10 protein-coding genes are annotated in these 12,361 nt (G+C 70.1%); 6 read left to right on the top strand and 4 right to left on the bottom strand.

Translation table 11 applies throughout. The annotated features are described in order from the left end of the window. The coding region (locus AX692_RS20745) for a GGDEF domain-containing protein (protein WP_155646318.1) at positions 1-785 on the bottom strand (785 nt) is incomplete at its 3' end. Positions 786-957: 172 nt separating this feature from the next. Here AX692_RS20745 and AX692_RS12760 point away from each other — a divergent pair. The 6 genes from AX692_RS12760 (at position 958) to AX692_RS12785 (ending at position 6,276) form a co-directional block, all read left to right on the top strand. Further along, positions 958-1,515: a flagella basal body P-ring formation protein FlgA gene (locus tag AX692_RS12760; RefSeq protein WP_230959494.1), complete on the top strand. Its 558-nt coding sequence runs from the start codon at positions 958-960 to the stop codon at positions 1,513-1,515. A gap of 84 nt (positions 1,516-1,599) precedes the next feature. Beyond that, complete coding sequence (gene flgM / locus AX692_RS12765; protein ID WP_073973113.1) at positions 1,600-1,905, top strand: flagellar biosynthesis anti-sigma factor FlgM; 306 nt, start codon at positions 1,600-1,602, stop codon at positions 1,903-1,905. A 4-nt stretch (positions 1,906-1,909) separates the two neighbouring features. Then, positions 1,910-2,290, top strand: coding sequence for a flagellar protein FlgN (locus AX692_RS12770; RefSeq protein ID WP_230959495.1), 381 nt, complete (start codon positions 1,910-1,912; stop codon positions 2,288-2,290). A 106-nt stretch (positions 2,291-2,396) separates the two neighbouring features. Next, the gene (locus AX692_RS12775; RefSeq protein WP_073973112.1) at positions 2,397-3,437 is read left to right on the top strand and encodes a transglycosylase SLT domain-containing protein; all 1,041 of its coding nucleotides are present in this window, start codon (positions 2,397-2,399) and stop codon (positions 3,435-3,437) included. Positions 3,438-3,487: 50 nt separating this feature from the next. Continuing rightward, the gene (locus tag AX692_RS12780) at positions 3,488-5,554 is read left to right on the top strand and encodes a flagellar biosynthesis protein FlhA (RefSeq protein ID WP_073973111.1); all 2,067 of its coding nucleotides are present in this window, start codon (positions 3,488-3,490) and stop codon (positions 5,552-5,554) included. Continuing rightward, a complete protein-coding gene (locus AX692_RS12785; protein ID WP_073973110.1) occupies positions 5,551-6,276 on the top strand; it encodes a sigma-70 family RNA polymerase sigma factor in 726 nt (241 codons plus the stop codon). Before AX692_RS12780 ends, AX692_RS12785 begins: the two co-directional genes overlap by 4 nt. A 16-nt stretch (positions 6,277-6,292) precedes the next feature. On the opposite strand, the gene AX692_RS12790 is transcribed toward AX692_RS12785, so the two are convergent. The 3 genes from AX692_RS12790 to AX692_RS12800 all read right to left on the bottom strand — a co-directional run bounded on the left by AX692_RS12790 (position 6,293) and on the right by AX692_RS12800 (position 12,357). Further along, positions 6,293-9,616 (bottom strand): amidohydrolase family protein, encoded by a 3,324-nt coding sequence (locus AX692_RS12790; RefSeq protein WP_073973109.1) that lies wholly within the window; start codon positions 9,614-9,616, stop codon positions 6,293-6,295. A 103-nt stretch (positions 9,617-9,719) separates the two neighbouring features. After that, on the bottom strand, positions 9,720-11,006 hold the full coding sequence (locus AX692_RS12795) for an acyl-CoA dehydrogenase family protein (RefSeq protein WP_073973108.1): 1,287 nt from the start codon (positions 11,004-11,006) through the stop codon (positions 9,720-9,722). A gap of 4 nt (positions 11,007-11,010) precedes the next feature. Further along, positions 11,011-12,357, bottom strand: a complete 1,347-nt coding sequence (locus AX692_RS12800) for a phosphotransferase (RefSeq protein ID WP_073973107.1) — start codon at positions 12,355-12,357, stop codon at positions 11,011-11,013. Positions 12,358-12,361 lie beyond the last annotated feature (4 nt).

Below are 12,361 nucleotides of genomic sequence, written 5' to 3' on the forward strand. Positions count from 1 at the left end.
CCCGCCATGGTGGCAAAGCTCCCCGCCAACGCGCACAGCACGCGGTCTCCGGCCGCGTGGCCGTGGCGGTCGTTGACCTGCTTGAAGTGGTCGACATCGCAGAAGGCGACCGTCAGCGGCGTGCCCGCGGCGCGCGCCTCGATCGCGGCGGTCGCCAGCCGTCGCTCGAAGGCGCGGCGATTGGGCAGGCGGGTGAGGTGATCGACCTCGGCCTCGGTGCGCGCCTGGGCGAGGTTGTCGCGCAGGCGGTCGATCTCGACCTCGCTGCGCGCCATCGCCGCCTCGACCTCCTCGATCCGCGCCAGCATCGCGCGCGACAGGTCGATCACCTGGGTGAGTTCGGCCGGCGTGCCCAACGCCTCGACCTGCGCGCCGATCGCCCCGCGATGGTCGTGGGTCTCGGTCTGCGCATCGCGCGCGGTCTCGGCGAAGCGTTCGAGGGTGTATTCGAGCTTCTCGGACAGCGTCTCGAGCGCGGCGATATGGCTGTGACCGTCGGGATCGAGCCGCGTCAGCGTGTCGAGCCAGCGCTGGTCGATCGGCTCTCCGCTCGCCTCGCGCCGCACCAGCGCGGCGGCAAGTTCGGGCTGGGACCCCGACAGCGCGCCGCACACGCTCGCCATGTTGGACGCGCTCACCTCGAGATCGTGGCGCAGGAAGAAATCGGTGATCCTCGCCAGCAGCGCGCGCCGCGCCTCCGCCGCGCGCGGGGCGGCATGCGGCACGGGGGTCGCAGCCTTGGCGCGGGCACGGGCGGCACGGGAGAAACCGGAGGGCAGGGGCATGGCGGGAAGACTGCGCAAGATGGGTGGAACGGTCGGTCCCCTCAAACCTACCTGCTTATGCTTAAGTGCCCGCGCGAAGTCCTTCCGGATGATTGCGTAGGGGAGCGCTTGGCATGGCCCTTGCTGCGTTCGGCCCGCATAAGCTTACGCGGATCACGAGGACATGATGCCGATGGAGACCATTATCGAGCGGCGCCGGACGCGGCGGTTTGCCGCACTGGCGCTTGCTGTGCCGGCGCTGATGCTGCTGCCCGGATACGGCGCGGCCGAGGCCCAGACCGTCCGGGCCGGCACCGATCCCGCCGCGATCGACCGGGCGGTCGCCGCCTTTACCGGAGCCGGCATCGGCACGCCGGGCGGCGCGCGCATGGCGAGCGACCCGCGCCTCCAGCTTGCCGCCTGCGGCGCGCCGCTGGCGGTCGCCTGGCACACCCCGGCGCGCACCGCGGTCGCGGTCGCCTGCCCGGGGCCGACGCCGTGGCGCGTGTTCGTGGCGATTCTCCCCGCGCAGGGCACCGCCGCCGCCGCAGCCCGCCCCGCGCCAGCGGTCAAGCGCGGCGATGCCATCACCATCCTGGTGCGCGGGCGCGGCTTCAGTGTCCAGCAGCCGGGCGAGGCGATGGAGGCGGGGGCGGTCGGCGACTGGATCGAGGTGCGCACGGCCCGCAAGGCGCAGGGCCTGCGCGCCCGGATCGAGCGCCCGGGCCTCGCCGTCGTCCCCGCCGGATAGACGGCTCGCGCGCCATGCCCCCCTTAAACCTTCGCGCCCTCCGCCGTTCTCGCTCACAGCAACCGCACACCAAGGATTGAGCCCATGTCTTCCGTCGAACCGAGCAAAGTGCCTGCCGTCGGCGCTGCGCGTGCCGTCGCCGCGGGCGAACGCGCGCAGATCGAGGCGCGCCCCCGCCCCGCTGCGGCAGCGAGCGGCAGCGCAGCCGCCTCCGGCGTGAGCCTCGAGGTTTCCGCCCCGGTCGAAGCGGCCGCCCCGCCGGTCGATGCCGAGCGCGTCAAGCAGATCAAGGCCGCGCTTGCCGACGGCAGCTACCCGCTGGTGCCGACCAAGATCGCCGACGCGATGATCGCGGCGCAGGTCAGCCTCTCGCTGCCCGAGCGGAACTGATCCGGTGGCCGAAATTCTCGTCCCCTCGCGCCGCCCCGCTCCCGCAGCGCCGACCGCGGCCAGTCCGCTTGCCGCGGGCCTGCGGCAGATGATTGCCGTGCTCGAACGCGAGCGGCAAGCGCTTGCCGCGCTCGATGCCGATGGCCTCGTCGGCGCGGCGCGCGACAAGGAAAGCCTGTGCGACACGCTCGCCGCGCTCGAGCCGGAGATGCTCGACGGCGAGACCCGCAGCCTCGCCGAGACCGCGCGCCAGCTCAACGAGGTCAACCGCCGGGTGCGCAACCTGCTCGCCGCCAATGTCGCCGCGCGGATCGATGCGCTGGGCGGCAGACACGGCCGCTCGGGCCGCCTGCCGAAGATGACCTACGCCCCGGCGCGCACCTGAGGGCTATCCCCTAGACGCGCGATCGCGCCCTGTCTGGCACGGCGTTTGCACTTCCCGCCCCGAAGGCCCCGCATCCCGCGGCGGCACACAGCAGGCGGACGCGCGCATGAGCCAGCCCTCCCCATCGATAAGCCTCCCCGCCGGGTCGATCCGCGCCGGGTTCGAAAGCGCCGCGCGTGCCCATGCGGCGGCGCGCACCGCAATGGAGGGCGCGGTGGATGGCGGCGCGGAGCCGGCCGCAGCGCGGCAGATCGCCGCGCCTGCCGGCTCGGTCGAGGCCGCGATCGCCCGCGCGTCGCAGGCGACCAGCGTCGATTTCAACTACCTCCTCGCCCAGGCCGAGGTCGAGAGCGCGATGAACCCCGCAGCCCGCGCCGCCACCTCGAGCGCGACCGGGCTCTACCAGTTCATCGAGAGCACCTGGCTCGACACGCTGAAGAAGCACGGGCACCGCTTCGGTCTCGGGCATGTCGCCGACCAGATCGACGTGACGTCGTCGGGCAGCGCCTATGTCGCCGATGATGCGCAGCGCGAGGCGATCCTCGCGCTGAGGAACGACCCGCAGATCGCCGCGCTGATGGCGGCGGGGCTCGCCGAGGACAACCGCGCGCACCTGATGCCGATCCTCGGCCGCCAGCCCGATCATGCCGAACTCTACCTCGCGCACTTCCTCGGCGCAGGCGGCGCGGGGCGGTTCCTGAGCGAGCTCCAGGCCGATCCGAACCAGAGCGCGCCCGCGCTCTTCGCCCGCCCCGCCGCCTCCAACCGGGCGATCTTCTACGCCCCCGACGGGAGCCCGCGCAGCCTCGCGCAGGTGATGCAGGTGATCGACGGCAAGATGGGCCGCGCCCTCGACCGCGCCACGGATGGCCGGGCGGCCAATTTCGTGCGCGCCGATTACGCCCCGCGCCCCACCGGCGGCGCGGGCTTCACGCCTTCGCCCTATCTGATCGCCGACGAGGCGGTGTTCGGCCCCGGCCTTCCCCCGGCCCTGACCCAGAACACCCTGCCCCCGTCCGCTGCTGTGCGCGCGCCCGCAAGACCCCCCATGTCGCAGATCCTCGGCAGCACCTTCGGCACCGATCCCGCCGCCGCGCCGCCGCAAGTGCGCCGTGCCTATGACCGTCTGAAGGCGCTCGGCCTGTGAGCACATCCGTGACGACTGCCCGCGCTTTCTCCCTGTCCCGCATCGCCGCCATGCCTGCAAGCCTCGCGCTGCCGGTAGGCATCTTCGCGCTGCTGGCGCTGATGGTGCTGCCGATCCCGGCGCTGCTGCTCGACATCTTCTTCGTGCTCAACATCGCGATCTCGATCGCGGTGCTGATGGTCGCGCTGAACGCGCGGCGCCCGCTCGACTTCTCCTCCTTCCCCTCCGTGCTGCTGTTCGCGACCCTCTTGCGGCTCGCCCTCAACGTCGCCTCGACCCGCGTGGTGCTGGTCCACGGGCACGAAGGGGGCGCGGCCGCCGGCCACGTGATCGAGAGCTTCGCGGCGTTCCTCGTGGGCGGCAACTTCGTCGTCGGCCTGTTCGTCTTCGCGATCCTCATGATCATCAACATGATCGTCATCACCAAGGGCGCCGGGCGCGTCTCGGAAGTCTCCGCACGCTTCGTGCTCGATGCGCTGCCGGGCAAGCAGATGGCGATCGACGCCGACATTGCCGCAGGCCTCGTCACCGCCGACGAGGCGCGCGAGCGGCGGCGCGAAGTCACCGTCGAGGCCGATTTCTACGGCTCGATGGATGGTGCCAGCAAGTTCGTGAAGGGCGACGCCATGGCGGCGCTGCTGATCCTCGGGGTCAATATCATCGCCGGCTTCGCCATCGGCATGATCAGCCACGGCCTGTCCGCGAGCGAGGCCGGCGAGGCCTATGTCACGCTCGCGGTGGGCGATGCGCTGGTGGCGCAGGTGCCCGCGCTGCTGCTCTCGATCGCCGCCGCCGCGATTGTCACCCGCGTCAGCGACCAGCGCGACCTTGCCGGGCAGATCGGCGGCCAGTTCGCCGATCCGCGCGGGTGGCTGCCGGTGGCGCTGATCCTCGGCGCGGTGGGAATGGTGCCCGCCATGCCGCAGACGATCTTCCTGCCTGCCGCCGCCATCGCGGGGACGATCTGGTGGCAGCTCAGGAAGCGCGCCGCGCTGCCTGCTCCGGTCGCCGAACCGGTGGAAGAGGTCTTCCCCGACACGATCGCGCTCGCCGATGTCGCCGATGCGACGCTGGTCACGATCGAGCTGGGCTTCGGCATCGTCGGGCTGGTCGATGCCGCGCAGGGCGCGCCGCTGATCACCCGCATCACGGGCATCAGGAAGCAGCTTTCGCGCGATCTCGGCTTCGTGCTGCCGCAGTTCCGGATCCGCGATTCGCTCGAACTCGCGGCGCAGGACTATGCCGTGCTGATGGGCGGGGTGAGCATCGCGCGCGGCAGCGTGCGACCGGCCAAGCTGCTCGCCATCGACGCGGGCGAGGTGCGCCCGGGCCATGGCCTCACCGGCGAGTCGACCCGCGACCCCTCCTTCGATTGCCCCGCCTTGTGGATCGCCCCCGGAAGCCGCGACCATGCCGTGGCCGAGGGCTTCCTCGTCGTCGACCCGGCCTCGGTGATCGCCACCCACGCCAACCAGGCGCTGATGGGCGAGGCGCATCAGCTGCTCGGCCCCGACGAGGTGCGCGAGTGGGTCGATGGCCTCAAGGCCCGCGCCCCGGCGCTGGTCGAGGCGGTGACGCCCGACCCGCTCCCGCTCGCCGCGCTGACCCGCACCCTGCGCGCGCTGATGGCCGACGGGATCGGGCTTTCGCATCCCCAACCGCTGTTCACGGCGCTGGCATTGGCGCTCCAGAAGACCACCGACTTCGATGCCGTCATCGACGCCGTACGAACAGATCTGGCTGCGCGTATCGTGGCGCGGATCGTAAGCCCGGACGAGCCGCTCAAGGTCGTCACCCTCGATGCGGGGCTCGAGAGCGCGATCCTCGGCGGGATGTTGGATCCGCTCACCGGAAATCCTCTGATCGAGCCCGATTGCGGAAGCATGATCCTGCGCGAGGTCAACGCCGTCGCCGATGCCGAGAAGGGCCCGATCGCGCTGATCGTCCAGCCCCCGGCGCGCCGCGCGCTCGCCGCGCTGCTCAAGCACCGGGCCCCGCGCTGCCTGGTGCTCTCGATCGCCGAGCTGCCCGCCAGCCAGCCGATCGCGGTGGTCGGCGTGATCGGCGCCCCGCCTGAAGCGCCCGCGCTCTCCGCACCGCAGGGGATGGCGGCATGAAGCACGATCACGCCGGCTTCGGGGCGCTGAGCCAGCCCTACGCCCCCTCGCGCGCCGAGGTCGAGGACCGCGTGCGCCGCTTCCTGCCGCTGGTGCGCCGCACCGCGTGGCACATCAACGGGCGCGGGCGCGAAGGTCTCGAGATCGAGGATCTGGTGCAGGCCGGCATTCTCGCGCTCACCGAATGCGCCCAGCGCCACGCCGGGCCGACCGAGGACGGCTTTGCCGCCTATGCCAAGATCCGGGTGCGCGGCGCGATGCTGGATGAAGTGCGCCGCGTCGCCCACGACAGCCGGACGGCGCGGGCCAAGCGAACGACCTACGAGCGGGCGCTCGCTTCGCTTCGCGGGTCACTGGGCCGCGAGCCGAGCCGCGCCGAGCTCGCGCGGGCGATGGAGGTCTCGGACGCCGAATTGCTCGCGATCGAGGCCTCGGGCGTCCGGCTCACCCCGATCGACGACGCCTATGACGAGACCAGCCTCGCCTTCGCCAGCGACGATCCCGACCCCTTCGAGGCGCTGTGCGCGGCGGAAGATCGCGAGCGGCTGATCGCGGCGATGGTGAGACTGCCCGACCGGCTGAAGCTGGTGCTCCAGCTGTTCTTCGTCGAGGAGCTGAACCTCACCGAAATCGCCGCCGTGCTCGAGGTGAGCGTGCCCCGCGTCCACCAGCTGCGCGCCAAGGCGCTGAAGGATTTGCGGGGGCTGCTGGAGGGGGATTGATCATCCCCCTCAAGCCTCATCCCGCGTCGCCATCCGCATGGCCACGGCCCTCGCTGGTCGTGCGCGACGACCCCGCCGCGCCCATCGCGCCCTCGCCTTCCCAGAAATAGGGGCGGCGCTTGGCGTCGCCGGTGCCGACCTCGTTCATCGTCTTGGCGTCATACAACCGCCCGCCGAGCATCACCTTCTCGATATTGTCCGAGTTGGCGATGTCCGCGCTCGGATCGTCCGAGAGGATCACGAGGTCGGCGAGCTTGCCGGCCTCGATGCTGCCGATGTCCTTCGCCATCCCGAGTGATTGCGCCGAGGTGATGGTGCCCGCCTTCAGCGCCTCGACCGGGCTCATCCCGCCGCGCACGAAGCTCCACAGCTCCCAATGCGCGCCGATGCCCGCCTGCTGGCCGTGCGCGCCGATCGAGACCTTCACCCCGCGCCGCGCGAGCTTGCGCGCCTCGCGCGCGTTGTTGTCGTCGACGAAGGCCCACTCGGGTGCCTTGGTGCGACGCGCGGTTTCGGCGAGCAGCATCTTGGGCGGGGTGTGGACCATCAGCGGGTTCTCCCACACATTGGTCGCCTGCCGCCAATAGGGATCGCCCGCGAGGCCGCCATAGGTGACCACCAGCGTGGGCGTGTAGTTGGTGCCCGACTGGCTGTAGAACTGCAGCACGTCCTCGTAGAACACGTCGACCGGCACGTTGTGTTCAAGCGTCGAGTTGCCGTCGGCGGCGATATTCATGTCCATGCCGAACAGCGAACCGCCCTCGGCCACCACCAGCATGTTCTCGGCAGCGGCGGCGCGGACCACCATCTGGCGCTGTTCGCGGCGGGGCTGGTTGTAGTTCTTGACCGAGATCCCGCCCTGCGCCTTGATCCGGCGCACGTGCGCCAGCGCGTCCTCGTAGGAGTCGATCCGCGCATAGACGTCCGGAGCCTTGGCCCCGTAGATGATCTCGCCGGTCGAGAAGATGCGCGGGCCGAGCGTCAGCCCCGCCTTCTGGCGCTCGGCGGCGGCGAAGACGGTGCTCGCCTGCGAGGAGGGGTTGTGGACCGTGGTCACCCCCATCGCCAGATCCTGGAGCAGCGACCAGTTCTGCTGCGGAATGAGGTCGCCGACGCCGTAGGCCCCGTGCGCGTGGGCATCGACGAGGCCGGGCATGATGGTCTTGCCGCTGGCATCGACGAAGCGGGTGCCTTCGGGGAAGGTCATCGCCGCGATCGAACCTTCGCTGACGGAGGTGATGCGGTCGCCCTCGATCACGATCACGCCGTCTTCGATCACCCCGGCATCGCCGGCGGCCAGCCCCGCCTTCATGGTCAGGATGCGCGCGCCGTGGATCACCGTGGTGCCGGTGGGCTTGGCCTTCTGCACCGTCACTCCGAGCGGGATACCGGTGGTGGGGGGCGTGAACGCGGGCGTCTTGTCGCTCTCGGCCTTGGGCGCGGCGGCGAACAGCGCGGGCACGTTGGCGCTCTGGAGCGAAGGCCCGATCGACCAGAACAGCGTCTCGCCGCCATTGGCCCAGCCGAGATAGTCCGCGCCCCCGGTGCTGACCTTGGTGACAGGGAGCGCGCCGCCCTTCTCGCTGACGTCGACCGGCTTGCCGCCGGGCACCAGCGGCATGGCGAAGACCTCGTAGTTCTGCCGGAAGGCGATGGTGCGGCCATCGGGCGCGATGCGCAGGTCGTTGGCGAGATCGCCCTTGGCATGGGTGCGCTTGGCCTCGCCGGCAAGGTCGGTGGAGATCAGCGCCAGCTTGCCGCTGTCGCGCGCGACCATGAACAGGCGGTCATTGGCCGCGCCCCATTGCGGGTTGGCGCCCTCGCGGGTGACGAGTGTCGCCTCGCCGCCCGCGACCGGCATGACATAGATGCCGGGGCTTTCCGAGAAATCGGGCGAGGTGAGATAGCCGCCCTCGCGCTTCTCGAAGGCGATCATCGTGCCATCGGGCGAGAAGGCGAGATTGCCATAGTGACCCGGCCCGGTGAGGACGCGGCGGTTCTGGCCCTGCGCATCGGCGATGACGATCTCGCCGAGCGTGGCGTCGCTCCAGCGGACATAGGCAAGGCTCTGCCCGTCGCGGCTGAAGGCGGGGAAGGCTTCGAGCACATCGGCGCTGTCACCCGTCAGCGGCGCGGGCGCGTCCTTGCCCTTGGCGGATTTGTTGTAAAGCCGCCCCAAGCTCTCGAACACCACGCGGCTCCCATCGGGCGAGAGCGTGGCGAAACGCGGCATGGTGGTGGTGAAGCTGTCGGGCGCGACCGCGATCACCGGGTGCGGCGCATCGGCGACGCCGCGGGTGTCGTTGACGCGGAAGGGGATCACCGCATGGCCCGATCCGTCGCGGCCCACGCGGTTCAATTTGCCCCCGGCCCAGAACACGATGGCGCTCGAATCCGGCAGCCAGTCCATGTTGGGATAGACCCCGGTGACCGCCCAGGTCTCCTGCACGTCGAGGTCGAGCTTGCCGTAGATCATCCGCTCGCGGCCCGAGGCGATGTCCTTGACCCACAGCTGGGTCTGGTCCTTGTCGCGGCGGACGAAGGCGATCTCCTTGCCGTCGGGCGAGGGCGCGGGGCGCACCGCGCCGCCATAGCCGCTGACCGCGGTGGTGACTTCGCCGGTGGCGAGGTCATGGCGTTCGATGGCGAAGATGCCCGCCTGGCTATCCTGCGCGTACTCGAAGATCGGCCCCGGGGTGGTGTTGCGGGTGTAGTAGATTGCCGAGCCGTCGGGCGCGAAGACCGGCTCGCCCAGCTCCTTCTGGAGCCGCTCGTTGGCGCGCTCGACCACCTGCACCCCGCCGCCGCCGCTGACGTGGTAGAGCCACACCTCGCCCGTCCCGGCGCTGCGTTCGGTGGTGTAGTGCTTCTTGGCCGCGATGAAGCGCCCGTCGGGCGACCAGGCGGGCTGGTTCAAGAGGCGGAAGTCCTCCTTGGTCACCTGCCGCTTGTCGCTGCCGTCGGCGTTCATCACCCAGATATTGTCCCCGCCGCCGCGATCGCTGGTGAAGGCGATCCGCGTGCCATCTGGCGAGAAGCGCGGCTGCACGTCCCACGACAGGCCTTCGCTGATCCGCTTGGGCGTCCCGCCCTCGATGGGGAGGGTGTAGATGTCGCCGAGCAGGGTGAAGGCGATGGTCTTGCCGTCGGGCGCGACGTCGACATCCATCCAGGTGCCTTCGTCGGTGTTGATCGGCACCTGCTTGATCGTGGCGCCCTTGGGGGCCTCGACGTTCCACTTCTCCTCGGCCTTGGCGTCCTTCTTGGGGGCTGCGCTGGCGGCGACGGGTGCGGAAAGGCAGGCGGCCCCGGCAAGCAGGGCGGCGGCGAGATAACGCATGGAAAGTCTCCCTCTGTCGGCGCGGGAGACTAGCGGGGCGGGGGGATAAGGAAAGTGGTCACAAATGTCGTTGGTCGATCATGGACGCAACTTTGCCCGAGGATCACCCGTACATCCCCCGCTTCGGCCCGAGATAGCCGAACAGGTAGGCCCCCACCTTGCGCATCTGGATCTCCTCGGACCCTTCCGTGATGCGATACCGGCGGTGGTGGCGGTAAATGTGCTCGAACGGCTTGTGGCGTGAATAGCCGATGCCGCCGTGGACCTGCATCGCGCGGTCCGCCGCCTCGCACACCAGCCGGTTCGCCCAGTAATTGCACATCGAGACCTTGTCCGAGATCGTCCGCTCGATCTCTTCGTGGGGCATGTTGTCCATCTCCCACGCGGTCTTGAAGATCAGGAGGCGCAGCATCTCGGCCTGCGTCGCCAGCTCCACCAGCGGGAACTGGATTGCCTGGTTGCGCGCCAGCTCTTCGCCGAAGGGCTTGCGCTCCCGGGCATATTTGACGCTCTCGTCGATGCAGTAGAGCGCCGCGCCGCAGCTTGAGGCCGCCTGGCGGATGCGGTTCTGGTGGACGAAGCTCTGCGCCAGCGCCAGCCCTCGGCCCTCGACGCCGAGGATCGCGCTGTCGGGCACCCAGACGTTGGTGACGCTGAGGCGCGGGTGGTCGGTGGGCATGTTGAAGGTCCACAGCCACTCCTCGATCTGGAGGCCCGGCGTGGGATTGGGGACGAGGAAGCAGGTGATCCCGCTCGCGTCCCCCGCCTTGCCGGCGGTGCGCGCGAACATCGCGCAGTGGGTGGCGGTGTGCATCCCGGTGATCCACATCTTCTCGCCGTTGATGAGCCAGCCGTCGACCCCGTCACGGGTCTCGCGGACGGCGACCGTCTCCATGTGCGTGGCGTCTGAGCCGTGGTGCGGCTCGGTGAGCCCGAAGGCGACGCGCCGCGTGCGCTCGAACCCGCCGAGGATGAATTCCTGTTTCTGCTCCTCGGTGCCCCACTGGTCGAACATGGCGACGAAGGGGAAGTTGCCGACGATCGAGTGTTCGTTCTGGAGATCATTGTGCAGGCCGAGGCCAGCCCGCGCAAAATGCTCGCGGATCACCGCCATCCAGAGGTTGCTGCCGTCCTTGCCGCCATAACGCTTGGGCGCGGAGAAGCGCCAATGGCCCGCCTTGTCGGCGCGGCGGGTGGCTTCCTTGAGCAGTTCCTCCCACTCGTGCCGGGGCAGCCCGCCGCGCTCCCAATCGGTGCGCGCGTGTTCGCGGCGGTGGTCGAAGAAGCGGATGTTGTCGTCCTGCTGTTCCAGCGGCTTGATCTCGGCGGCGATGAAGGCGTCGAGTTCGGCGAGATAGGCTTGAAGGTCGGCGGGGATGGCGAAGTCCATGGGGTTATTCCTCTCCGGTCCACTTCTTGCGCGCCGCTTGAAGCGCGGGATATTTGGGCACGTCCTGCATGATCGTTGCCAGGATCGCCTCGCGCAATTGTGCCAGCAGGCCGGGCTCCGCGAGGCTTCCCGCGCCCGACAGGAGGCGTGCGGCGAGCGGCGCGTTCTCGAATGCCGGGATAGCCGCCGCATTGTAGCGCGAAATCATCCCGAGCGCGTTGCGGGCGACAGCATACTGAAAGCGGTCGTGCCCGTCGAACCGGTCCTTTACCGTGCCCAGCCATTCGTAAATCGCGATCGCCAGCTCGCCGTCATTGGCCTCGCCTTGCGGCGCGGGCGGCTGCGGCACCGCGACCAGCCGCACCCGCTCCGCCTCCGGCGCATCCTCCTCCAGCAGCAGCAGCAGATCGAGTTCCTGCTCGCTGGTGCGGCGCGAGATCACCACGCGTTCGAGCATCCGGTCCGCGCCCGAGCGCCATTGCGCCGCCATCTTGAGGCAGCCGAGCGCCCACCATACGGTGCGGTAGATCGTCCAGAAGCGGAAGCGCGCCGGATCGATGGTAACCCCCGCCTCGGCCTCGTAGGCGGCGATGTAGTCTTCGATTGCTCCCAGCCCCAACGCCGGGCGGTCGTAGCGGGCAAAGCGCCACACCGCCATGCAGCCAAAGGCGAGGTCTTCGTGGCGGTCGCCGAAATGGGCGATTTCCCAGTCGAGCACGCCAGTCAGGCGAGAGCCCTCGACCAGCAGATTGCCCATGCGGTAATCGCCGTGGTTGAGGACGGGCTCGACCTCAGGCGGGCAATTGTCCTCCAGCCACTTGAGCCCGAGCGCGATGATCGGGCGGTCGCCGCCCGCCTCCATGAACTGCGCTTTGAGGTCCGCGATGGCCGCGCGGTAGTCCATCACCGGCACGCCCTTGGGCACATCGCCGGGTCGCAGGCGGTGGATGCGCGCCAAGTCGCGAGCGATGCCACGCAGCAACCCGTCGGGATCGTCGCAGCCCAGAATGACCTTGGGATCAGCCGTCCCCGGCAGCGCGCGCATCACGAAGCCCGAGCCGAGCCCGTCGCCCTCCTCCAGCACCGCCACCACCTCCGGCGCGGTCACGCCCCTGGCGCGGGCCGCCTCGATCAGCGCCGCCTCAACGCCATGCCCGTAAGGCCGCCCCTCCATGAAGGCGAGGCTCGGGGCGCGGCGCAACACGTAGTCGGAGCCGCCAGCGGAAAAGCGCCAGCTCTCCATCACCGCCCCGCCCGTCAGGCGCTGCGGCGCCAATGACAAAGCGCCGAGGCCGACGCGGGCACACACCCGCGCCAGCCCGGCGCTCAGTTCTTCAGCCGTCACCGCCACCGGA

The organism is Erythrobacter donghaensis (genome assembly GCF_001557325.1).
Taxonomy (GTDB): Bacteria; Pseudomonadota; Alphaproteobacteria; order Sphingomonadales; family Sphingomonadaceae; genus Erythrobacter; species Erythrobacter donghaensis_B.